Source organism: Facklamia sp. P13055 (assembly GCF_050409445.1).
GTDB lineage: Bacteria > Bacillota > Bacilli > Lactobacillales > Aerococcaceae > Facklamia.
Map to the genome: position 1 here is coordinate 14,837 of NZ_JBNUPL010000009.1, position 25,010 is coordinate 39,846.

The 25,010-nt window shown below is 36.2% G+C and carries 21 protein-coding genes; 18 read left to right on the forward strand and 3 right to left on the reverse strand.

Features of this window, described 5'->3' with window-relative positions; genetic code table 11:
- Positions 1–4: 4 nt before the first annotated feature.
- Together alr and ACQV2O_RS04890 are read left to right on the forward strand one after the other, a co-directional pair.
- Positions 5–1,219 (forward strand): alanine racemase, encoded by a 1,215-nt coding sequence (gene alr / locus ACQV2O_RS04885; RefSeq protein ID WP_428873976.1) that lies wholly within the window; start codon positions 5–7, stop codon positions 1,217–1,219.
- Positions 1,220–1,228: 9 nt separating this feature from the next.
- Positions 1,229–1,858, forward strand: coding sequence for an MBL fold metallo-hydrolase (locus ACQV2O_RS04890; RefSeq protein WP_428875120.1), 630 nt, complete (start codon positions 1,229–1,231; stop codon positions 1,856–1,858).
- A gap of 54 nt (positions 1,859–1,912) precedes the next feature.
- On the opposite strand, the gene cbpA is transcribed toward ACQV2O_RS04890, so the two are convergent.
- Positions 1,913–2,545 carry a cyclic di-AMP binding protein CbpA gene (gene cbpA, locus ACQV2O_RS04895; RefSeq protein ID WP_428875121.1) on the reverse strand — a complete coding sequence of 211 codons (633 nt, stop codon included), beginning with the start codon at positions 2,543–2,545 and terminating at the stop codon, positions 1,913–1,915.
- Positions 2,546–2,757: 212 nt separating this feature from the next.
- Here cbpA and ACQV2O_RS04900 point away from each other — a divergent pair, with 212 nt between their 5' ends.
- From ACQV2O_RS04900 to rlmH, 11 genes are all read left to right on the forward strand, one after another.
- Entirely contained in the window at positions 2,758–4,155 is a 1,398-nt protein-coding gene (locus tag ACQV2O_RS04900; RefSeq protein WP_428874023.1) for a hemolysin family protein, read from the forward strand.
- Positions 4,156–4,225: 70 nt separating this feature from the next.
- Complete coding sequence (locus tag ACQV2O_RS04905) at positions 4,226–4,909, forward strand: O-methyltransferase (protein ID WP_428873979.1); 684 nt, start codon at positions 4,226–4,228, stop codon at positions 4,907–4,909.
- A gap of 150 nt (positions 4,910–5,059) precedes the next feature.
- Complete coding sequence (gene yycF, locus ACQV2O_RS04910) at positions 5,060–5,764, forward strand: response regulator YycF (RefSeq protein WP_428873980.1); 705 nt, start codon at positions 5,060–5,062, stop codon at positions 5,762–5,764.
- 11 nt (positions 5,765–5,775) lie between these two features.
- The gene (locus ACQV2O_RS04915; protein ID WP_428873981.1) at positions 5,776–7,626 is read left to right on the forward strand and encodes an ATP-binding protein; all 1,851 of its coding nucleotides are present in this window, start codon (positions 5,776–5,778) and stop codon (positions 7,624–7,626) included.
- On the forward strand, positions 7,626–9,050 hold the full coding sequence (locus tag ACQV2O_RS04920; protein ID WP_428873982.1) for a two-component system activity regulator YycH: 1,425 nt from the start codon (positions 7,626–7,628) through the stop codon (positions 9,048–9,050). Before ACQV2O_RS04915 ends, ACQV2O_RS04920 begins: the two co-directional genes overlap by 1 nt.
- 26 nt (positions 9,051–9,076) lie before the next feature.
- The gene (gene yycI / locus ACQV2O_RS04925; protein ID WP_428873984.1) at positions 9,077–9,964 is read left to right on the forward strand and encodes a two-component system regulatory protein YycI; all 888 of its coding nucleotides are present in this window, start codon (positions 9,077–9,079) and stop codon (positions 9,962–9,964) included.
- Positions 9,965–10,095: 131 nt separating this feature from the next.
- The gene (locus ACQV2O_RS04930) at positions 10,096–11,892 is read left to right on the forward strand and encodes a DUF2207 family protein (RefSeq protein ID WP_428875122.1); all 1,797 of its coding nucleotides are present in this window, start codon (positions 10,096–10,098) and stop codon (positions 11,890–11,892) included.
- A 19-nt stretch (positions 11,893–11,911) separates the two neighbouring features.
- A complete protein-coding gene (locus ACQV2O_RS04935) occupies positions 11,912–13,831 on the forward strand; it encodes a DUF2207 family protein (protein WP_428875123.1) in 1,920 nt (639 codons plus the stop codon).
- Positions 13,832–13,865: 34 nt separating this feature from the next.
- Complete coding sequence (locus ACQV2O_RS04940; RefSeq protein ID WP_428875124.1) at positions 13,866–14,756, forward strand: MBL fold metallo-hydrolase; 891 nt, start codon at positions 13,866–13,868, stop codon at positions 14,754–14,756.
- Between the two features lie 115 nt (positions 14,757–14,871).
- Positions 14,872–16,164: a S1C family serine protease gene (locus ACQV2O_RS04945; protein WP_428873988.1), complete on the forward strand. Its 1,293-nt coding sequence runs from the start codon at positions 14,872–14,874 to the stop codon at positions 16,162–16,164.
- Between the two features lie 103 nt (positions 16,165–16,267).
- Positions 16,268–16,747 carry a 23S rRNA (pseudouridine(1915)-N(3))-methyltransferase RlmH gene (gene rlmH, locus ACQV2O_RS04950; protein WP_428874024.1) on the forward strand — a complete coding sequence of 160 codons (480 nt, stop codon included), beginning with the start codon at positions 16,268–16,270 and terminating at the stop codon, positions 16,745–16,747.
- Between the two features lie 46 nt (positions 16,748–16,793).
- Here the strand turns inward: rlmH and ACQV2O_RS04955 are convergent, their stop codons facing one another.
- Entirely contained in the window at positions 16,794–18,806 is a 2,013-nt protein-coding gene (locus ACQV2O_RS04955) for an acyltransferase family protein (protein WP_428873989.1), read from the reverse strand.
- A gap of 217 nt (positions 18,807–19,023) precedes the next feature.
- Between ACQV2O_RS04955 and ACQV2O_RS04960 the strand changes: the two genes are divergently transcribed.
- The 3 genes from ACQV2O_RS04960 (at position 19,024) to ACQV2O_RS04970 (ending at position 21,632) form a co-directional block, all read left to right on the forward strand.
- Complete coding sequence (locus ACQV2O_RS04960; protein ID WP_428875125.1) at positions 19,024–20,232, forward strand: LysM peptidoglycan-binding domain-containing protein; 1,209 nt, start codon at positions 19,024–19,026, stop codon at positions 20,230–20,232.
- Positions 20,233–20,368: 136 nt separating this feature from the next.
- Positions 20,369–21,025, forward strand: a complete 657-nt coding sequence (phoU, locus tag ACQV2O_RS04965; RefSeq protein ID WP_428873991.1) for a phosphate signaling complex protein PhoU — start codon at positions 20,369–20,371, stop codon at positions 21,023–21,025.
- Between the two features lie 124 nt (positions 21,026–21,149).
- Entirely contained in the window at positions 21,150–21,632 is a 483-nt protein-coding gene (locus tag ACQV2O_RS04970; RefSeq protein WP_428875126.1) for an LURP-one-related/scramblase family protein, read from the forward strand.
- Positions 21,633–21,686: 54 nt separating this feature from the next.
- Here ACQV2O_RS04970 and ACQV2O_RS04975 read toward each other — a convergent pair whose 3' ends face one another.
- Entirely contained in the window at positions 21,687–22,442 is a 756-nt protein-coding gene (locus ACQV2O_RS04975) for a class A sortase (protein WP_428875127.1), read from the reverse strand.
- Positions 22,443–22,653: 211 nt separating this feature from the next.
- Here ACQV2O_RS04975 and lepB point away from each other — a divergent pair, with 211 nt between their 5' ends.
- Both lepB and proS read left to right on the forward strand, forming a co-directional pair.
- Positions 22,654–23,271, forward strand: a complete 618-nt coding sequence (gene lepB, locus ACQV2O_RS04980) for a signal peptidase I (protein WP_428875128.1) — start codon at positions 22,654–22,656, stop codon at positions 23,269–23,271.
- 265 nt (positions 23,272–23,536) lie between these two features.
- Positions 23,537–24,994, forward strand: coding sequence for a proline--tRNA ligase (gene proS, locus ACQV2O_RS04985; RefSeq protein WP_428875129.1), 1,458 nt, complete (start codon positions 23,537–23,539; stop codon positions 24,992–24,994).
- Positions 24,995–25,010: the final 16 nt, after the last annotated feature.

The following is a 25,010-nucleotide window of genomic DNA, read 5'->3' on the forward strand; positions in this document are numbered from 1 at the left end:
AAAAATGTATCGAGCAAGTGAGCACCGCCCAACGCAAGCAGTCATTAGTTTAGAAAACATTAAACATAATATCAAGCTATACCAAGATAAGAAAGCTTCACATCAACAAATATATGCAGTAGTTAAAGCCAACGCTTATGGACATGGAGCAATTCCAATTGCTAAGGCAGCCATTGAAGCAGGTGTGAATGGATTGTGCGTTGCCACAGTAGATGAAGCCATCCAACTCCGCAAGCTGGGTCTGACTAAAATACCAATTTTAGTAATGGGCTTAACATTACCCTATGGAATAGCCGAGATTTTATATTATGATTTAACGATTACTGTTTCAGATTTAAGCTTTTTTGACCAGTCTTTCCACCAGCTTAAAAAGAATCAGCAAGAGAATCTGTTGAAAGAGAATCCATTAAAATTTCATTTGAAGCTGGATACGGGGATGTCACGAGTGGGGTTAAGGACCAAAGAAGAAGTACTAGCCTTTGTTGAAGGCGTTAAAGCTTATTCGTGGCTAAATTGGCAAGGGGTTTTCACTCATTTTGCAACGGCTGGTGGTGGCCCCTTAAGTTATATTGACTATCAATGGGAGCGTTGGCAAGCTTTAATTTCTTATATTCCTGATTTTGTGTCTTTAAGACACTTTGATAATTCAGCCATGGGACTTTATCCTGCAATTGGCGACCGATCAGATATTATACGCTTAGGTATTTCCATGTATGGTCTCAATAGTAGAGACTGTGTCCCTGAAGATTTAGTGACGGACCAGCAAATTACTGATTATCATTTAGATAAAGAGGGTTTACGCAGTAAAAATTCTACAAATGAACTTAATTTGAAGCCAGCATTTCAATTGTTGTCTGAATTGTCCTATGTGAAGAAAGTTGAAAAAGGAACGCGTATTTCTTATGGAGCAAGCTATGAAAGTCCAGAGGATGAATGGATTGGTACTATTCCGATTGGCTATGCCGATGGTTGGCTTCGCGCTTATGCTAAAATTCCTATTTTGGTAGAAGGATATGCATGCCCTGTTTTAGGTGTGATTAATATGGATCAATTAATGATTCGTTTACCCAAGGAATTCCCTGTGGGAACGGAAGTGACAATAATCGGTCAAGATGGTAAATATTATAATCACCCCTCTTTGTTGGCACATATGGCAGGAACTATTTCCTATGAAATATTATCATGTATTAGTGAAAGAGTTCCTCGAATTTATATATAGGAGGATAATATGTTAGAAGTAGCTATGAAAACAGTGGGTCCTATGCAGGAAAATACTTATGTAGTGATTCATCCCAATCAAGAGGTCATCCTTTTTGATCCGGGTGCAGAAGCGGATAAATTGATTGAATGGATTGATGGTCAAGGCTGGAAACCGAAAGCTATTCTTCAAACCCATTGCCATTTTGATCATATTGGTGGTTTAGACCAATTGAGAGATTATTATCACGTTCCAGTCTATGTACATACATTAGAAGCTGATTTCCTCGGTGATCCAGCCTTAAACTTGTCTACAATGCTTACTCAACCGATTATTCAGCGTAAAGCTGATCATCTTTGGGAAAGTATGGGGGAAGTTTCAATCGCTTCTTTTAAGTTTGAAGTGAAGCATACACCCGGACACAGTCCAGGTCATGTGATTTATCTATTTGATGAGGATGAATTTGTGATATCTGGTGACCTTGTTTTTGCAGGCAGTGTTGGACGTACGGATTTACCGAATGCTAGTCATCAACAATTAATGGAAAGTATTCAACGCGAAATTTTACCTTTGAGTGATAATTATCAGTTGTACCCTGGACATGGCAACCCAACGTTTGTAGCCCAAGAGCGCCAGAACAATCCTTATTTTCCTAAATAATTATAAAATCCCCGTTAACTCTTCTTCGATTAGAGGTTAGCGGGGATAAATATTTTAAATGTACCAGAATTCAACCGTGTATTTACGGCGTTGCAAATCTTGAACGAGGTTTTGAAAGGTAAGACGGCTAGTATCTTGGTGGATTTGAAAGAGGATATAGGAACGGTTGTTAAAATCGGTCTTATCAATGGTCATTGAGGAAGAAATATCGCAATAACGGTTAACTAGACGGGCAATCTTAGTGAGATTGCCCTTTTTACCGAGGGCTTCTACTTTTAATATATAGCCTACGACCGGCATATCCCAAGCTTGATTTAAAAAGCTCAGAAAGTTTGTGTGTTCCACAATCCCTAAAAAGGTATGTTCCTTACTTAAGACAGCAACATAGGGTAGGTCTTTTATAGCAAAAAACAATTCCAAAATTGAATGGTGAATACGGATAATTTTGGTGGTGTTTTTTAAAAAGCGGGTCACGGGTAAAGAACTAAGATCAGCGTCAGGATGATGAAATTTATATTGATAAATATGGAAGCGGTAAATGTTACCACGGAAAATGGATTGGCTATCATCTACCACCGGGGCGCAACGAAGATTATTTTTTTCTAATAATTCAATAGCTTCTAGACAAGTGCATGTTTCCGGTAGAGTGAGAAGGGCATTTTTGGGTGTCATTAAGTCTTCAATCATTAGTTTCTCCAATTCTTTACTAATTATTTAGGTAAAAGTTGGCATCTACTCTCCTATTTTATCATAGTAATTAAAATGCGCAATCGTTCTCTCATAGTTTTTTAATAATTTGCTAGTTTCTATCCAGATAAAGTGTTGCTTTTTATATTGAAATTACCTATTATAAAAGTAGTCGAAATTTTTAGATGCATAAAGGAGAAATGAACTTAACTATGGACTCTTCGGAGAATTCACTGATAGCGCAATTAGTCTTAATTTTATGTTTAACCGCAATTAACGCTTTTTTCGCTGCAGCAGAAATTGCTTTTGTTTCAATTAACCAATCGAGAATGAGAACGTTAGCGGAAGAAGAGCAGAACAAAAAAGCACAACGAGTGCTGAGATTAATCGATAATGCAGATGATTTTTTAGCGACCATCCAAGTAGCAATTACTTTGGCAGGTTTCCTTTCATCTGCGTCAGCTGCAACAAGTTTTGCAGATTATATAGTAAGATGGATACCATTTTTTCCGGGTGCGAAGTCACTTTCAATAGTGATAGTAACGGTCTTGCTTTCTTATGTGACCTTGGTCTTGGGTGAGCTTTACCCTAAACAAATCGCTTTACAAATGCCTGACAAAGTAGCTATGGCTACTAGCGCCATTGTTGAATGGGTTCAAAAACTATTCACTCCATTTGTTGCCTTATTATCGGTTTCTACTGGCTTTTTAAAACGGTTAACACCTATTGATTTCAATGCTGATAATGACCAGTTTACCCGTGAAGAAATGGTGGCTATTCTAACCCAAAGCCAACAAGAAGGAACAATCGATTTAGCGGAGTATTCAATGCTTGAAGGAGTCCTGTCGCTTGACTCTAAGCTTGCAAGAGAGGTCATGGTTCCACGGACCGACACACAAATGGTTGATATAGAAGATGAGTACGATGAAATTCTCACAACTATTTTAAATAGTCCTTTTTCACGTTTGCCTATTTATGAAGAAAGTAAAGATAATGTCATTGGTGTGCTCCATGTTAAGCAATTATTAAAAACGGCCAGTCAACAAGGCTTTGATCAGATTGATTTTTTAGAAATTGCTAACGATCCTCTATTTGTCCCTTCTACGGCCTATATTGATGACTTGCTGTTGGAATTCCGTCGAGAAGAGACCCATATGGCTATCTTACGAGATGAGTATGGTGGTGTCGAGGGAATCGTTACTCTTGAAGATTTAATTGAAGAAATAGTAGGTGATATCAATGATGAGTCCGATATTACCGCTTCTGTCGTTCGCAAGATCGATGATATGAATTATTACATTAATGGCGTTATGACCTTAGAAAAGTTCAATCATTATTTTGATGAGCACTTAGACTCAGAGGAAGTAGATACTATCGCTGGTTTGATGATTCAAGTGATTGGCTATGTACCAGATGATGACGAGCGTACATCAGTCAGAATGAATGACTATGTCTTAACGACCAGTAATGTTGAAAATGGAAGAATCCGTGGTATTCAAGTCACTCATGATTCAGCCTATGCTTTAGAAACAGATTATAGTCTCTATGAATTTGAGCACGATAGCGATCGTCGGGATAATGACTATGGTTTAGATACTGAAAAAAAATAAAACAAACCGCAGTGAACGAGTGAGTCAAAAGACCTTCTCGTTCACTCTTTATTTATTAGGAGATGAAAGTATGTTAAATGAAATGATGCATCGACCGGTAGTGATGGAATCCATCGTTCAATTTATGCGAGAGGGTCAATTGCCTTTTGAAGGACAAGTTGCAGAGATAGAAGCCTATGCTAACGAGAGAGGAATACCCGTCATTCCTCATGAAACAGCAAAGTTTATTGATTTTTTATGTGCAAGTCTTCAACCCCAGCGCATTTTAGAAATCGGAACAGCTATTGGTTTTTCTGCTAGTTTAATGGCTCAGCACTTACGAAATGATGGACACTTAACCACCATTGACCGCTACCCTGATATGTATGAAAGGGCAAAAGAAAATTTTGCTAAACAAGGGCTAAATAATCGTATTGAACTTCTTGAAGGAGATGCAGCAGACTTATTGCCCCAGCTAGATGAGGCTTATGATCTTATATTTATGGATTCCGCCAAGGCAAAATATATCGAATTTTTACCTGAGTGTATGCGTCTTTTGCGACTTGGAGGGATCTTGATTATTGACGATGTTTTTCAAGGAGGAACCATTTTACACGACGAAAAAGAGATTCCCAAACGGGTTCGTAAAATTCATCGTAAACTCAATGAGTTGCATCAAGTAGTTTTAACTTCCAAAGAACACCGTTCTTGTTTAATTCCTTTAGGAGATGGTTTGCTAATGATTCGTAAAGAATCAGATAAGATTGATTTTTAAAGCCAAAAACAAAGCAATTAAAAGTGTCGTATTTTGACTATTTACATGATAAAGGTATAATATGCATAGAAGAAAAAAGGAGTCGCAAGCTCAATAATAAACCCTTCCTCGTTAATTTTTTTATGAGAAGGAGATAAGGAGTGAAACAGCGTGAAATTAATTCTTGTTGTGGACGATGAGAAACCAATCTCAGACATCATTACATTTAATTTAAAAAATGAAGGATTTGAAGTAGAGACAGCTTATGATGGTGAAGAAGCTCTTGAAAAGTTTGCTGAAAAATCACCTGATCTCATTTTGTTAGATCTAATGCTCCCTAAAATTGAGGGACTCGAGGTGTGCCGTGAGATTCGAAAAACCAGTTCTGTGCCAATTATTATGTTAACCGCTAAAGACTCTGAAATCGATAAGGTTTTAGGCCTAGAGTTAGGTGCAGATGATTATGTGACAAAACCTTTTTCAAACCGTGAGTTGGTTGCTCGTGTTAAAGCTAATTTACGTCGAAATACTGTAAGAGAAGAAGAACTAGAAGCTGCTCAAAATAATGACATCGAAGTGGGAGACTTGATTATTCATCAAGATGCCTATATTGTTTCAAAAAATGGAGTTGAAATCGAGCTAACTCACCGAGAATTTGAATTGTTACATTACCTTTCTTTACATATTGGCCAAGTGATGACGCGTGAACATTTATTAGAAACTGTTTGGGGCTATGATTACTTTGGTGATGTTCGAACAGTGGATGTTACTGTAAGACGTTTACGTGAAAAAATTGAAGATTTACCAAGTCATCCGACCTATATTATCACCAGAAGAGGGGTTGGCTATTTTCTTAAGAACCCAGATCAAGAGTAGGGAGCAGTTTAATGAATCGTTCGTTTTTATGGATACAATCGATTTATGTGAAAATTCCCTTGCTATTTGTAGTGATTTTAGTAATCGTTTTTCAGTTTGTCAGTATCTATTTTATTGATCAGTTGGAAACACAGACCGTTACTGCAATGAAGGAACAGATAAATACGCAAATCGATTTTCTTACCAATAATGTTGTCCCCATTTTAGAAGATCAACAATTGACGACTGAAGACCGTAACCAGCGCCTAGAACAGGCGCTGGATTCTTTCAGTTCAACCTATTCCACTAAAATTCAAATTGTTAATTCACAAGACTATCTATTAGCTACTAATGACTTGGCTGAGCGTTCTTCGATTGGAACTCGCACGAATGATGAATTAGTCCGTAATGTTTTAATTAACCAACGTCCCTTAGAGGATGATTATTTCATTCGTTTTCAACAACCTTATCATGTGGTGAAGCCGATTCTTTCGAACAAGGGAGATCGAACCGTCATGCTAGGGGCTATTGCTGTGCAAACAGAAATGGACCGGATAAATGAACAAAGAGAGAAGGTAACAGATCTCTTTTTAAGAGCCATTTTAATTGCCATTTTAGCTGGTTTTATTTTAGCCTTTGTGCTTTCGCAAGGGATTACTACCCCGATTGAAAATATGCGGCAACAAGCTTTACGCATTTCGGAAGGAATATATGATTTTCCGGCTGAAGTCTTTGGACATGATGAAATAGGAGACCTTGCTGTAACCATTAATGACCTGGCTGTAAAAGTTAGAGATGCGCAAGAATCGACTGAATCGGAAAAGCAACGCTTAGATGGTGTTTTAAGACATATGACTGATGGCGTAATTGGTACCGATCGTCGAGGAAATATTCTCTTAGTAAATGATCGAGCCTTACTCTTATTAGACATGTATCAAAACGAAGCTGTAGGTCAGCCGATTTTAGAAACTCTAGGCATTAATGAAAATTATACCTTAGCTAAGTTTTTAAAAGGGGATCATGAGGTTTTAGTTAATCGCTTCGTCGATGGGATGAAGACGGTTTTAAAATGTGAGTTTTCAGTGATCAGGCGAGAAACAGGCTTTGTAACGGGCCTAGTTTGTGTGATTCAAGACGTTACTGAACAAGAGAAAAATGAACAAGAACGTCGTGACTTTGTTTCCAATGTTTCTCATGAATTAAGGACCCCGCTGACAAGTATCAAGTCTTATTCGGAAGCCCTAGTGGATGGAGCTTGGAAAGATGAAATGCTTGCTCCGGAGTTTCTTGAGGTTATACAATCAGAATCTAATCGCATGATTCGGATGATTGGTAATTTGCTAGATTTGTCTAAGCTAGATGGCGGTCAAGTGAAGCCAAACTTTGAATATATTGATTTTAAGCGTTTAGTTAACTATATCCTAGACCGGGCAGAGTTTACCTTAGAAAGTGAAGATAAACCTAAGTACCAAATTGTTCGTCATTTAACCTCAAAAGAAATTTATGTAGAAATAGATCAAGACCGTATTACTCAAGTGATTGATAACTTAATGAATAATGCGATGAAATACTCCCCTGATGGTAGTAAGATAATTGTAACCTTGGCGGATTATCGTGACCATGTTGTATTTAGTGTGAAAGACTCAGGCCTAGGAATTCCGCAAAAAGATCTTCCCTATCTGTTTGATCGTTTTTACCGAGTAGACAAAGCACGTTCGCGCCAACAGGGAGGTACTGGATTGGGGTTAGCCATTTCTAAAGAAGTAATTGAACTTCATGGCGGTAAAATTTGGGTTAAAAGTGAAGAGAATAAAGGTTCAATATTCCTTTTCTCTCTTCCATATACTGAGCTTGAGTTCGAAGATGATTGGGAGGATGCCTAATGAAAAAACGAATTTGGATTTCAGTTTCTTTAATAGTGGCTATTCTCATAAATATTGTTTTTTCTTATTTTCTAATTAATAATCAAGCTTTTAAAATGCTTTATCAAAAATATGCTGATTTACCTAAGTCAGATATGCAGATAGGTGAGGTAACGATTGATCAACCCTATTTTCAAACGCATCAGTTAGAACTTACCGACTTGGTCGCCCCTTACCAACTTATTATTAAAAATGAAGGTAAGTACTATCATGCTTATCAATCTCAAGTTCTTCAAGAAGTTCATAAATTAACTGATGAGCCCATCACTGTGCTAGTGGATAATCAACCACAAATTGATCCGATTCAATTGGATGAGATCATGGGCGAAGATCATATCCAATTTATCTATTTGACAAAAATTTCGCTACTTTTATTAGAAGATATGGTCGAAATACCTGAGGGTGCATCTACTCAATTCAAGGTCAACCGTGTCATCCTTCCCGTTGAAAAGCCAGGAAAAGTTTATTTTGTAGATTCTGTCAATAAATCCTTCTTGGAAGGGAGAATTAGACGATCGATAGATATTGAGCAATTGTTTGCCGCTATTGCTACAGGATCTGCTGATCGAATTGAAATGGCTGAATATGAGATTAATCGAGACACAGTGTATCTGCCTAAAGAATCCTTAGCTTCTCCAAGTCAAGTGTATTCTCTTGAAAAAGTACCTGAAAATTATTTTATTGATCCAGTATTTGAAGGAGCTAACTTTGATATTACTCAACCCGACTTAAATAATGTGCGTTCTTATCATACTTATAATAGTAGTTTGATGATTGATGATGACACCAATATTATGACTGTAAACCATCATAATAATCAAATTAACGGTCTTTTAAGGAGTGAAGAGGATTTAGTAACGCAAAAGGATTTAGTAACGCAAAAGGATTTATTGCAAAAAAGCTTAGAATTAGCTGAGCGGTTTAATTATTGGGGGGAAGATGTAAGAGTCTTTTCTGAGCAAAATAACCAGTTGATTTTGCGTCGCTTTTTAGCAGGGATGCCTATCTTTTCAGATCCTACTTTACCGGATTATGGAGCAAGCAAATTGAGATTCACTTCGCAACGCAGTCAATTAAAATTAGAAAAGTTACAAATGTCTTTAGTGATTTTAGGTGTAAACATTTCAGATTTATCTTCACCTCAGCTTGTTGAATCAGGAGCAGAAATTGCTGAGCTTTTAGAAGAACAGAATCTCAAATTCTCAAAATTTAATCAAATTATTTTAGGCTTCGAATGGCAAAAAGATATGGAAAACTTCAAGAAAGTGAATTTGGTACCAAAGTGGTTTTTTGTAGTAGGGACTCAAGTCTATTCGATTGATCAATTAAAAGATGGCAGTCTACGCATTATGCTGCAGCAAAGAGACGCCAGGACCAATGCTTAGCTGACTGAGGATAGAAGGGAGAAAAAATGGATTTCAAAAGGATACAAATTATATTGCTTGTTTTCTTTGTAATTTTTGATATGTTTTTAGCCTATCTCCTAGTAGAGCGCGGAGCATTTGGTCTCAACTTTCAAGACCCGACAGCTCAAATTAATCCCGTTCAGGAAATGAAAGATCGGGGAATTAAATTCAAGGATGCTGTTGAATTGAACGATAATGCTCCTGAATTGGCAGTGTTAAAAAACACCCCTAACAATGAATTGTGGAGTAAAAGACAACAATTACAAAATCAAATTGTTTCACTTGATCCAGATGGCGTCTTGGTTAGTGAATTCTCAAGTCCGGTCGAATTAGACATTTCTCTTGGAGAGGAAACATACAGTTTAACTAATGAAGATTTTGCATGGATTCATGAAAATATCTTAAAAGACCCTACTTACTTTATTAATGGAGAATTTTATTTAAATCATTGGTATTCTCCGCAAGAGCGAATGATTATCATTCGGATGGTGACTAAAAAAGGGGGAAGTTTAGAAGATTCTTCCATGAAATCGGCAGTACCAATTTCTGATGGAACAGCAGAGATTCGTATTTTATTAGATGAAAATTATGACATGATTTCTTATATGCAGACCTATCAAGAGCCTTTTGTACGTTTAGAAGATCAAAGACAATTAATCTCAACCAATGAGGTAATTGCTGTTGTAGAAAACCGAATTGATACCACCTTGCCCAACGATGCTGAAATAGTTTCAATGACTTTAGGCTATTTTCGTTCAGTTGAAACCAAGCAATTTAATTTATATTTACCCGCTTGGGAATTAATCTACTATCGTAAAGAGAGTGGTCAGACGATCTCAGTATTAGTGGATGCTATTAAGGGTAATGTTGTTAACAAAAAACCCAAAAATTAAAAGATAACTTTTTAAAAATTAGTAGTGAAAGAGTAAAGGTGTGAGATATGAAGACTTATTTTTGTTTGCAGACATTACGAAAACACATAATTTATAGCATCATTCTTTCTGTTTTTCTAATTGGAGGAGTTTTGCATCATACAGTAATTGCTCAAGAAAATGCCTATGAAGTCAAAGAACAAAGCATTGAAGCGACAATAGATGCTAAAGGTAGGACCCAAGTACGTCTATATTATCAAATCCAGGCTGAGTATCTGAATCAATTAGAATTAAGTATTCCTACTGAAAATCAGAATTTATCGTCTTATCGAATGGGAATGATCGAAAAAGATCAATCCATTAATTATCTTGCTGAAACTTCTAGTGGAGTAGCAGGAAGCTATCAAATGACTCAAACCCCACAAGAAGCAAGGCTGATTATAAGCTATCCGGTTGTCAATGATACAGTGGAGTATATTATTGAATATGATTTGGAGCAATCAGTGACTAACTACCAAGATGGTGCTTATTTTGAAGGAAGCTGGATTCCTTTAGTCGATACAGCCAAAGAAAGAAAAAGCCAACTGAAGTTGATGATGTCTTTTGCTGGCTTGATTGAGGAGGAAGCACTTTCTTATTGGTTACAAGGAGGAAAAGTAGAAAACAGCGAAATGCTTAATCAAGAAGGTCAAACCACTTTTACTTTGAATCTTTTCATCAATCACCCTACAGAGAATAATGACCTTCTTTCTCTTCATATGTTTTTCCCTAAATCGGTTACTCCCAATAATACCAATATAATCGATATTAAAGGGAAACAATCGATTGAAATTAGAGAAGCTCAAATTCAAAAAGATATCGCTGATCAAGTTAAACAAAAGGAGTATCAATTATTATTAAGAACCTTCTTAGCCATTCTTATTCCTCTTATTGCGACCCTCTTTCTTTATCGTAGCTACCAATTAAATAAAAAGAACGACACAATTCCCATGGTTGAGAAGACTAGATTAGGAATGATACCTGAACCGATGGATGTTTGTTTGATTAATGCGGTTGTTTATGATCAAGCCCCTGGGTCTAATGAGTTAGCGGCTAGTCTGTTAGAATTAGGAAGAAAAGGGTATTTGAAGATTCTTCCGGTTAGAATGAAAAATAGGAGTCACAGTCGAATAAGAAGCGGTTACACTCTGGCTTTTCAATTGTTAGAAGACCGATCAAGATACACCCACCTTCCGAGCCATGAACGCTATGCATTAGAGTTAATTAGCTTAAGTATGAAGGAAGGAGCAGTCATAACTTTAGAAGAAATTATTGTAAAAATTCGCCAACAAAAACAAATAAAGAAGAAATATCAAGATTTGTGGAAAAAATATACTGATGCCATTGAAGTGAAAAGTGTTTCAGCGGATCATTTAAAAAATAAACACAAAAATTTTTCACCTCTTTTAGCCATTGCCAGTAATGTTTTGACAGTCCTCTTTGCTATAGGAATTTCTTACGACATGTTTAATCAGCAAAGAAGTCAATGGTTAGTTTGGATTTTATTAGCGCTTGCAAGTATGCTCATTATTCAATTGGTCTTTCTTTTCTTATTAAGCAAGCAAAAAAAACATCAAAAATCAAATAATCAACAAAGACTCGTTTGGAATTTATTTAAGCAAGACTTACGTAACATCAATCAAATTGATTTAAGGCGATTTTCAACTATTGATCAGTGGGAGAAAATAGTGATCTATGCTGTCTGTTTAGATGAAACAACAACCATTCAACAAGCCTTTACCCATCACTTTGATATGGCAGACTTAGAGAAAGTTAGTAGAAGTCAAAATGCTGATTTTTATCGTGTCCGAGGGTCCGTTGCGAATATATTACAACCAGCTATTAAAGAATGGATTGAATTAATTGATCCTAAAGGCAACTGGTTACGTCGCTTTTCAGAAGGTGACTAGTAAAAGGGGAGGTATTTTAATGTTTAAGCATTTCCTTCAAAAAATCTTGGTTTTTGTAGTCACACCGTTTTGTATTTTCGCTTGTCCATTAAACCCAATAATAAGTGCACAAGAAGTTGATTTTTCAATTACTGAGCAATTCATTAATGCCAAGGTAATGGAAGATGGAAGCGTTGAATTTACAGATTATCAATATTATGATGCAAATTTTATGAACGGTGTCTTATTTGATTTAGATCATGAGGGCTATCAACTTTCAAACTTTTCGGTTGGCGTTAGTGAGGATAGAGAAAGCTCTATTGAGATTTTAGACATAGCAGACAATGAAAATAAAGGGACCTATCAAATGCATGAAGAAAACGGTAGACTTACAAGTAAGATCTTTTATCCCTTAGAAAAAGAAGGCAGGTATTTTGTTTTTCAATATACCCTCGAACAATTAGTCACCAATTATCAGGACACTGCAGAGTTCCTTAGAAAATTTGGACGCTCAGATTTTACAACAGATGTTCAAATTCGCATTGAACTGCCACAAAAAGCTGAAACTAAAGAAGAGGTTCGTGCATGGGGTTATGGGGCTCCTCAAGGGGAAGTGAAAATTGTTGAAGAAGACCAAAAAACAGTTGTCTATCTAGACGTTCCTCAGCGCACTGCCAGTCAGTTTGTTGAAGGACAGATTGTGTTTCCTAAGGAGTGGACCTCCCTTAACTCGAATAAGATCGATGAAAAGCGATTAGACCAACTCTTAGCAGCTGCCCAAGCTCAAGTCGAAAAAGATGCTCAAAATGTAAATCAAATGAAAATGATTGCCTATATAATGGCTATACTTGGGTCAGTCGGACCGACTTTATTGCTTTTAATTAGTTTAATGAAATATCGTCATCAATCGAAGCAGTTAAATCCTCACCCCGTTTATGTACCAGATTATTTTTATGATCTACCTGAAGCTACCACACCTGGTCAGATGGCAACTAAATATCTTCGTGAATGGCCAAATGAAGATGACTTTGTTGCGACCCTTTTACACTTAGTTCAAAAAGGTTGGTTGAAAATAGAGGCCCTACCAGGTAAGAAACAGTCTGCTGAGACTGTAAAGATTATTCCTCTTTACTGGGGTCCGGATTATCCTGAGGGTATATTAGAGCATGAGAAATTTGTTTGGGATTACTTTACTCAAGCAAATGAAGGAGCGGGTGTTACTTTAGCACAATTAGACCAGTTAGCTGAAGATAATCCTTCATTTCGTAAGAAACAATATCGTTATTGGTTACGATTTAAAAATAAATTAGCAGTAGAAGGTGAACAATTTTTAGGCCAAGCCTTAGCTGAAACACGAAAGATTGAAATGGCCAATAATACAGCTCTTATTTTAATAATTGCTGGAATTATTATTAATTTACTCTTTCTATATAGTTTGGATATCGCTCGGTTATTACCAATGAAACTTATCGGGGTGATTATCGGAATTGGAACAGTCTTATCAGTTGGACTATACATCTATATGCGAATAATCATGAAAAAACGACCACTTATGACCACCGAACAACAAGAAATGAGGGATAAATGGCGTGCTTTCAGCAAGATGTTAAAAGATATTGGGCGTTTTAATGTTAGAGAAATTGCCTCTTTACCTCTTTGGGAAGAATATTTGGTCTTTGCAACTAGTTTAGGAGTAGCGGACAGGGTTGTTAAAGCGATTGAAATGGAGTTTAAGCCGAGTGAAATTCATGCCCAAGAGCACAGGCCCTATACATTGGCGCACCCATACCTCTATGGGTCTTTATTCCGCAATCAAGTGACTCAAACTATTCATTCTGTTTCCCCTCAAACAACAGCTCAAGGTGGTTTTGCAGGGAATAATAAGGGTGGATTCGGAGGTGGTTTCTCTGGTGGATCGATGGGTGGCTCCGGCGGTGGAACTTTCTCTGGAGGATTTTAGGTAAGTGTGTAGAACGGAACAGGAGTGAACGCAAATGAAAGAAGCAAAGTTAAAATTTGAGCAACAATTATATACCAACTATCAAAGTCAAACGGCTAAAGAAAAGATAGAAGATATTTCAGCTCAACGGACTGATTTAAGCTTCTCAATTTTAGCAAGTGGCTCAACTGGCAATTGCACTTATATTGAATCGGGCCAAAAAAGATTTCTAGTTGATGCAGGCTTAAGTGGGAAAAAAATTGAGGCTTTATTTAAACAAATCGATCGAGACATTAATCTAATCGATGCTATCTTCGTCACTCATGAGCACAAAGATCATATTCATGGGGTGGGAGTTCTTTCTCGACGGTACAATCTTCCTATATATGCTAATAGAGAAACTTGGAAGGCCATGGATCGAATGATTGGTGAGATTGCTCCAGAAAACAAACAGTATATTGAACCGGAGACCATGTTACAATTGGGTGATATTGATATTGTGAGTTATAATGTGAGTCACGATGCAGCCCAACCACAGTTTTATGCCTTTCAAAAAGGCAATAAACAATTTGTAATGTTGACGGATACAGGTTATGTTTCCGATCGATTGCGCAGTCAACTTAGGAATGCGGATGCCTATTTAATAGAGGCTAATCATGAAATTGAACTTTTGAGATATGGTCCTTATCCTTGGTCTGTAAAACAACGTATTCTTAGTGATAAAGGTCATTTATCTAATCAAGATGGAGCACTAGCTATCCGAGACTTAATGGGATCCAAAACCAAAGATATCTACCTCGGACATTTAAGTCAGGATAATAATACCAAAGAATTAGCTATGTTAACGATGGAAGACACTTTACAAGCTTATGATGTGGATACTGTAAGGGGTTTAAAACTTCATATGACAGATCCAATTAAGGCCACACCTATTAAAAAAATATAAACAGATCTCAAATTTCTACAATTCACTTTAAAATTAACGATGATAATTCATACTTTCTTAAAAAAACAGTGTTATAGTTCATTCTGTAAGTATAATAGAAAGGACGTATAGTAAAATGAGAGAAGAATATAATCAAAATGATGGCACAAAACGTTGGCGTAAAATATTTGTGGGTCTTTCAGGCATGACTCTATCATTATTATTGGCAGGTAGTTTGAGTTTTAATAATGATTTTTCGGCCTTTTCACAAGAACCCTCTCAGGTGGAAAGCACCATTAAAACTGCCGACTCTGTTCAACTACCAGAAAATGAACAGAATATGGTAGACACAGTGGATCAGGCAAGTGAGGCAGTGGTGTCCATTGCAAACATGCAAAAAAGTTATCAAGGATTAGATCCTTTTTGGGAATATCAATATAACCAATACTTCATACCAGATGAAGAAGATCAAGATTTGCAAGTGATTGGAGAAGGGTCAGGAGTTGTCTATCGCATAGATGGCGATAAAGCATACATTGTTACCAATCATCATGTAATTGAAGGAGCAGATGCTTTAGAAGTTCGTTTAAAAAATGGTGAAACTGTCAAAGCAGAAATTATTGGAAGTGATGCCTTAAGTGATTTAGCTGTAATAACAATTGATGCTTCTGCAGCAAGTAAATCCTTAGAATTTGCTGATTCTGATAATGTTCAAGTTGGACAAGTCGCTATTGCAATTGGTTCACCCTTAGGTAGTGAGTTTGCAACATCAGTAACTAAAGGGATTGTTTCTGGTTTAGATCGATCTGTGCCAGTGGATTTAAATGGCGATGGTGTACCAGACTGGGATATGAGTTTACTGCAAACGGATGCGGCCATCAACCCTGGTAATTCAGGAGGAGCCCTCTTAAATTCTGCCGGCCAATTAATTGGAATTAATTCAAGCAAACTATCAGCGACCGATGTCGAAGGAATGGGCTTTGCCATTCCATCTTCAGATGTAGTGGATATTATTGGCCAACTTGAGAAAAACGGCGAAGTCGTTAGACCTGTATTGGGCATCCGTTATACTAGCTTGAGATTAGTCCATCCAGATTATCGCACCCAAGTAATGGGCTTGAATGATGAAGATGTAAAGGGGGCCTTTATCCGTGAAGTAGAACCTGAAGGGTCTGCTGCTAAAGCTGGTCTTAAAGAGTACGACTTGATACGTGCTATTGATGGCAAGGAAATAGAGACGATTAATGACTTGAAAAAATTCCTTTATGAATATAAAGTTGGCGATAAAGTGAAATTATCTATCCGCCGTGCTAAAGAAGACATGGAGATAGAAATCACTTTAGAAGCAGCGGTTGAAAACCCGACAGAAATTCAGCCTTTCCCATCCGAAGAAGAGTCTGAAGAATCGAATAGTGCAGTTCCTTACTAGTTTATCCACAAACATACAGGCTTATCCACAGCATTTAAAATAAACTGTGGATAAGTCTTTGTTTTATTAACAGTTATCCACCTAATGAAAGGAGTAAGGAATGATACGTGTTGATATAATCTGTGTGGGCAAAGTCAAAGAAAAATACATTAAAGCAGGAATGTCTGAATATCTCAAAAGATTGTCAGCTTATGCAAAGGTTTCAATTCATGAAGTAGCCGATGAATCAACTAAAGAGCAAATGACTGACACGGAGGTTGAACAGCTTTTAGAACAAGAGGCTGAGCGCATAGAGAAGAAATTAAATAAACAAAGTAAAGTTTTTGTTTTAGCTATTGAGGGAGACTTAATATCATCAGAGGATTTAGCTGAATCAATCAATCAATTTGCTACTTATGGACACTCGCACATTAGTTTTATTATTGGCGGGTCTTTAGGATTGGCTGAACGATTAAAAAAAACAAGTGATAAAGCTATCTCATTTGGTAGAATAACGCTTCCTCATCAGTTGATACGACTAGTTTTAATTGAACAAATCTATCGAGCTTTCCGCATTTTAAACAATCATGCCTATCATAAATAAGTACAAAAAACCTCAGATGGCTAGTTTCCATCTGAGGTTGAATGTATTAAAGACGATTTTGATAGACTGTTTTAGCCAATTCTAAAAGATAAAACTCCGCACCTTCCACACTTGGGTGAATAGCGTCTTCTCGAAAATATTCCGGATGACCTGTTGAGATAGCTCGCCAATCAACTAAATGAACATTAGAGTATTTTTGAGTAAGTGTTTGAATCACTTGATCAATTTGATCTAAAAATTCGATGTCAGAGTTTGAGTTAACTAAGTATATTTCTCGCTCACCAGCCATCTTTATCAATTTTTCAACGGCCGGAACATCCAACCCCCCGTTAGTTCCTAAGTTAACGACTAAGTTTTCCTTCACTAAACCCTGGTCTATAAGCGCTTGGAATTTATCGTAAGATGTCCAAATGTTTAAACTAACATAACCAAATGCATTAGCCTGATCAAAAAATGTGTTAATATTAGCTCCAATAAATTGAGCCACTGAATCACCGAATAATGTGACTGGAAGGTCATTAGCATAGAGTATTTCTTGCGGGCTGAGGATAGTTGCCAGCTTAGGAAATTGCTGTTGAATTTCTTCGAATCTTTGTCTTTTTTCTTGAGAAAGACTGGCAATCTGATTTAAGATAGAGTCTTTTTGGATAGATTGTATGACTTTATCCGCTAGTGTTGTTTGGTTGATGGAATATGAAAAATTACTAGCTGCTAGTTGATCAAAATCATTTAAACGTTTTTGAGATTTTTTAAATGACTGATCCACTTTATAATAAGGACTAAATGGATTGGGATTGGTAGCGTAGATTCCATATTGGAGATCAAATAAAGCTAGTGGTATATGATTATCACTTCGAAGCAGGCCAATCAAACTAGAAATTATTAAAAAAAGATAGCTTGTTGCAAAGGCAAAATCTTTTTTGTTGCTATTTGGGAAATGTAAATATCTTTTAACCCAGTAGAGCTTCCTTCTTAGGCTGATTTTGTTTGAGAAGAGTATATGGAAACGATTAGACTCAAAAATATAATAAAAAATAGAAGAAAAAAGGATAATTGAGCATAGGCCGATTAATTTTAAAATATTCATGTGATTAGCAAATAAACGTTGAAAACTAAAAGTGACAACTAATAAAGGATAATAGCAAAGATATATACTATAAGATCTTCTACCTAACCAAGTGAAAATTTTGTTACCTAATAACTTTTCAAAAACGATGAATTTCTGCCCAGCACCTAAAATAAATAGGGCAGTAAATAAATTAGAATAAGGAAGTCCTAATAAATAGCCTGCTGCTTCTTGATCGGATTGAGAAAGAAACTGAATAAGCAATAGAATTAGAGCTATTATCACGATAAAGAAGTAATGGATCCTTAATTGTCGTCTTTGAAGTTCTTCAACTGTTTCTTGGATTACTAGAATAAGGTAATAAGTCGCTATCCCTATCGCAAAAGAAGCATACCGCGTTTGAAAACTATAATAAATGTTTGAGGGATCCTTTTGATAGGAATAACCATTTGCAGTTAAGAAAGTACATAGACTAAAGATAAAGAGCCAAAATAGGCCTAAATAGATAGCAGGTACTTTTATTTTTTTGCTTAAGAAGACTAAGAGTCCAGTTATTAAAAAGGATTGGAGATAAACGGCTACATACCATAAGTGTGTTAAATAAGAAGTTACAGCCATATCCGTAAAGTAAGAGCGACCGTTTAGAATTTGAAAGTAATTATTGGCAAAAAGGAGACTAGCAAACAGTTCGTTGCGCATAGACTTAAGTATGAGAGGGTTAAAAATTTGAAGGAAAAATAAAATTAATATAATTAACCACATCATCGGAAAGAACAAGCGTTGGACTGTTTTTTTGAAAAGAAAGAATAATGATTGCCAAGACTCTACCCTTTTATCTTGGTAAAGTTTTATAGTTAAAAAATAACCTCCTAAAACGAGAAAAAGATTGACTGCCAAAAATCCACCGGGGAAAATAGTTGGCCATAAATGATAGAGAATAATAAAAAGAATTGCAATTCCTTTAATACCATCAAACGATTTAATTCTAGCCATAATAACCCTCCTTTATTGATTTGTTGAAATAATTCTAGCATAAAAATTTGAAAGAAAGGTGAAATTTTACAAACAGATTACATAAAACGGCCTAATATGTTTGAGAGGTTACAGATCCAAATCAATTCTTTGATTTGATTGTTCAAAGCTTGTTTAAGAAAAGTAGTTGATTTAAACTACAATTACTTAAGAAAATAAACTATTGAGGTGTATATAAATGAAATTTAATAAGAAAGTGAGTTTAGGTGCTTCTCTAATGCTGATGCTTACGCCTGTGGCGATTACATCTGCTCAGAATTGGAATGCGCGCACGGTTGAAGAAATAAGTGCTGAACTAATGGTAGATGAAGATAATCAAATGACTTACATTGTTAAATATGGAGACACCCTTGGAGCAATTGCTGAAGCGATGGATATTGATTTAGCTTTTCTTGCTGAAGCTAACCAAATTGAAAATGTTAACCTTATTTACCCAAAAACAAAACTAGTCGCTCAATATGATGTTAATCATAAAGCTGAAAAGTTAAACGTTGAAACATCCGCTGGGGAAACATTTGAAATGGACATTCCAGTCAGTCTAACTCCAGAAGTTGAAACTGAAGATCAAGCAGTTGTTCTTGAAGAAGAAGTTGTAGTTGAAGAGATCATTTTAAATGTCAATGAAGCAGATGATTTTGATGTGGAAGAAGAGTTAGCAATAGCTGAAGAAACAGTCCAATTAGAAGAAGTTGCTGAATCATCTGAAGAGTTATTAAACGAGCTCCCTCTAGTAGAAGAAGTCTTAACTGACGAAGTCGTGGACAGGACTATTGAGGAAGTTTCAACTACTGGAGAAGTTACAGTAAACCCTGTAAGTGAAGAGGAAGTTATTGAAGCTGAAGAGCTTGAAGTTGAGACAACACAATCTAGTGCTGTTGAAATAGAAAGTGTTATTGAGGAAGTTGAACAACCACTAGCGTCAGAAGAGTTGACAAAAACAACAACAGCTATTCAAGAGGTTACTGAAGAAGTAGTAATAGTAGAAGAAGTGCCTGTTACTGAGAAAGTTGTAGAGGAAGTCATTGAAGAAGTAAGTAATGATTATACGACACCATCGACCTTAGCTGGTGTATCACAATCAGCGGCTAATTATGGTAGTCGAATTGCTAATCAATATGGAGTTGCTGCATACGGGCTAAGACCTGGAGATAGCGGAGACCATGGTAAAGGATTAGCTGTTGACTTTATGGTGCCCGTAGGTTCAGCATTAGGCGACCAAATCGCTGCAGATGCAGTAGCTAATATGGGTAATAGTAATATCGCTTATGTTATCTGGAAACAACAAATCTATGGCCATTGGACAGGCGGCCAATGGCAACAAATGGAAGATCGTGGTAGTGTGACACAAAACCATTATGACCATGTACATGTCTCATTTAATAACTAATTGATAATTAAAGTTCTCGCTATAATTAATGGTGAGAACTTTTTATTTTAAAAACAATCTAGGTAGTTTGACAAGCGCTTACAATGTTGTTATAATAAGTAGATGATAAAATAAATTCTAGAAGGGAGGACAAAATATGCGAAAAATTTATATACAAGAATTACAAGGTTTGTTTAAAAAAATTAACCAAATGTTTGATTTAACGCAAAGTATTTTTGATAACACCCATCAAGCAGTTATTGCCTCAGATAATGAGCTTGCAGTTTCAACGCTTGAAATGAATGAGAAAATTAATGAATTATCTGTTGAATTAGAAAAAGATGCCTATCTTATAGTCGCTTTACAGCAACCCGTTGCAGCAGATCTTCGTTATATATTTGCATTGCTAAATACTAGTGTTGAACTCAAGCGTATTGCAGAACATACTACTACAATTGCTAAACGTATCAAGCGAAATAAGCCTGATTTTTCAAATTATCAAGACGTGATGATTATTGTGAATCAAATGGTAGAACGTTTACAGTTAATGTTTGAACCATTAGCAGGTATCATCGAAAATGGTGATATTCAAGAGGCTAGTCAGATTGCCCTTATGGATAGCCAAATTGACAAACAGTATGATCTTGTTTTTGAAGAAGTTACTTTAAGAATGGCTACCAACGAAGATTGTATTCCAGCAGGAATCTTTACGATTGATTTAGTATCTAGTTTAGAACGTATAGGTGATTATATTACCAATATCTGTGAACATGTTTTATATTTAGAAACCGGTTCAACTGTATACTTAAATTAATTATTTTTACTTAGAGCAGAAAGATTCAGTAGGTCTCAAAAGACCTACTGTTTTTTTGATTATGTCTAATTAGGTGAGCAGAACTAGGTCCGTGTGATAAAATAAGAATAGGAGGAGGGATTTTATGAAGCTCTATATGAAACAAAAAATGTGGTCATTTAAACAAGATTTTGATATTTATGATCAAAATAAAAGCCCAATATATCGAGTAGATAGTAAATTTATTTCAATCGGTCGAAAAACAAAAATTCTTGATGTTCAATCAGGAAAAGTTTTATGTGAAGTTAATCAAAAAGTTTTATCACTTTTACCGACAGTCGATGTCATCCAAGAGGGTAAATTCTTTTGTCGAATTCATAAAAAATTTACCTTCTTTAAGCCTCAGTATGTGGTAAAAGGGGTAGATTGGGTAGTTGATGGCAGTATTTTTCAACATGATTACATGATTAAAGACTCTAAAAGACAGCCAATAGCTCGTATAAAGAAAAAGATTCTTTCTTGGTCAGATACCTTTGAAATGGACATCCTAGCTGAAAGTGTAGATACAGTTTTGGTTTTAGCAACTATTTTAGCCATCGATTTAGCAATGGACTTAGATTCTAATTAATAAAAACTGCCTGCTCACTCCATTTATAAAGTGAATAGGCAGTTTAATTATTGCTTAAGTATTGTTAGCTATTTTTCTTTCAATTTTAAAAGCGTTCATCATTTCATTACTTGCATCGTCAATTGGAACTTTTTCCTTTAGTTTTCCTTGCACGATGATTCGGTTAACAAAATCCTGAGTACAAGTAACCAAGGTAACAATTGGTTCAGCTGAAGGGTTTAGCACTTCAACGGCTGAAGGGTCTACTACTAAAATGGAAGAAATTTCATAAACATAGATATTATCTAAATCAGTCATATAAATTTTCTGTCCTTTTTTTGCGTCTTTAAGTGGAGAAAAAAGTAAAGATTGATCATACATGTGATGGCTAGCTAGGGCATAATTGGATTCACCCATTTTTTGATCAGCCGAGAGCGTTCCTGCTCCGAAGAACATGCCTTCATTAGATGTTCCTTTATTAATTGGTAAGTTAATCTTTAATTCAGGGATTGAAATTCCGCCAATAACGGGTAGGTCCTTAGGATTCACACTACTAGAAATAACGGTAAAAGGATCTACTTGTTGAATATCCTCGAAGTCAAAAGTGACATCTTTTTGTTGGTTAGCTAGAATTTGATCACGAGTCATATTAGAAATTTGAATATCATTGGTTTTATTTTGAATGAGGTAGTTCTTTAAGGGGTTCACTAATAAAAGCCCTAGTGCCACAATAATTAATAGAACACCGATAAGAGTTGAAAAAGAAAAACGACGTTTTCTTTTTTGGTGCATCCGGCTACGCGAAGGGCCAGGGTTAGGTTTACGATTCATTATTTATTCCTCCAATACTATCAACAAAGTAATTAAACTTATTTTAACATTTTTGAATGTCAAATAAAATAAAACAGCTCAAATAACACACTTAATTCATAATTTTCGAATTAAAATCATAATAGCATATTTTTTTACAAGAATACCAATACAAGATGCATTTTTGGTGGAAAAGTTATAAAATAAGAAACAGAAAGTTTAGAGGTGACTTATGGAGAAGACAAAACGATTTTTTAAAGAGATTTTTTCTTGGTTAATGTATATGGCTATTTGGTTAGCTGTATTATTTACCTTTTATCATTATGTTGCACAACCCTTTTCGGTAGATGGTTCCTCAATGGAACATACTTTGGAAGATGGCGAAAAGGTTTGGATGTGGAAACTATCAGATATCGAGCGTTTTGATGTTGTGATTTTCCCTCAACCTAATCCACTACCCGGTAAAGAACCCAAGCTTTATGTGAAGCGTGTGATTGGAGTTCCTGGCGATAAAATTGCTTATCAAGATGATCAGCTGATAATTAATGGACAGAGGGTGGATGAGTTTTACTTAGATGAAAAGGCGCAAGAGTATCAAGCGAATGGTGGTGGAAACTTTACCGAAGATTTTGAAATGTATAAATATACAGGTGAAGATGTAGTTCCTGAAGGCAAGTTTTTTGTAATGGGGGATAATCGGCAAAATTCTGTTGATGGACGAACTTTTGGCTTGATAGACTCTGATTCGGTAATTGGTAAAGCTACTTTTATTTATTGGCCACTAAAGAATTTTGGTAAATTGCCTGATTACGATCTCAATTCTCAAGGTGATGCTATTGTTTTAGAATAACTTAGGCTTGTTTTTATTCCTTGATTCTTTATAATAAGAAGTGAAAATAGACTAGTAATTTGTAGATGGTCCCCAGCAAGAGGCAGAGGATGGAAGTGTCTCCCCACTCAGCAAATGAACCTACTATCTTATTGAAATCAGGTGGCTCCTTTATCGCCTTGAGTGGGCATTTTTAAGATGCAAATAAGGTGGTACCGCGGAGACTGACTGTGCTTCGTCCTTGATAGGATGAAGGCAGTTATTTTTTATTTATAGGAGGAAAATAATGGTTACTCGTAAAGAAGATTTTTCGAAATGGTATTTACAAACAATTCAACAAGCAGATTTAATGGATTATTCACCAGTCAGAGGCTGTATAATCTTTAAACCAAATGGTTATGAAATCTGGGAACATATTCAAGAATATTTTAATAAGCGTTTAAAAGAAGAAGGTATTCGCAATGCCTACTTCCCAATGCTTATTCCTGAGTCTTTCTTTACTCGTGAAAAAGATCATATTGAAGGATTTAGTCCAGAACTGCCATGGGTAACTGAAGCAGCTGGTGAAGTTTTGGAAGAAAGATTGGCCTTAAGACCGACTTCAGAAACCATGATAGGCGATGCGTTTTCTAATTGGATTAATTCCTACCGTGATTTACCTTATGAAATTAATCAGTGGGCCAATGTTTTCCGTTGGGAAAAACGCACTTTGCCTTTTTTAAGAACTTCTGAGTTTTTATGGCAGGAAGGACATACTGCTCATGCTGATGAGGAAGATGCTCGTCATAGAACCATGCGTATGCTAGAAATCTATGCTGAATTATTAGAAGAATTATTAGCAGTACCGGTCTTCAAAGGTGAGAAGACTCCTTCGGAGCGCTTTGCCGGAGCGGTGCAAACATTTTCAGTTGAAGCCATGATGCAAGATGGTAAAGCTGTGCAAGCAGGAACTTCTCATTATATGGGAACTAAATTTGCAGAAGCTTTTAATATTCGTTATTTAAATAAAGATAATGAGCACGTTTATGCCCATACCACTTCTTGGGGTGTTTCGACCCGCTTAATCGGTTCAATGATTATGACCCACTCAGATGATCAAGGATTGGTTCTACCACCAGCCATAGCTCCTCAGCAGGTTGTTTTCATTCCCGTTGGACCTAAGAAAAAATTAGACCAAGTGCTTGAAAAAGTAAAAGACTTAGACGCTCAATTAAAAGCAGCAGGTGTTAGAACTTATATTGATGATTCAGATAACTCAGCAGGTTATAAGTTTAATGAGTGGGAGTTGCGTGGAGCGGCTATTCGTATAGAAGTGGGTCCAAGAGACATTGAAAATAATCAAGTGATTATGAAAGCCAGAGATGAAGATGAAAAAAATGCCATCTCAATGGATGGCTTGGCTGAACAAGTTCATCAAGCTTTAGCCTTAATGCAAAATCGTCTTTTAGAAAAAGCTCGCCAACGCAATCAGGCCAATATGTATACTCATATTGATACTCTAGATGAATTGATTGACCATATTGAAAATAAAAAGGCAGCCAATGAAACCCCAGGTTGGGTATTAGTTGGCTGGGATGGTAGTGAGGAATCAGAAGCTAAGATTAAGGAATTAACAGGCTTTACAACACGTAATTTACCGTTTGAAAATTATTTTGCAGGTGAAAATGCTCTGGTTAAGAAAGATAAATGCCTTGTATCTGGGAAGCCAGCTAAAGAAACAGTTTGGATTGCAAGAGCGTATTAAAAAATAACCAATAGGT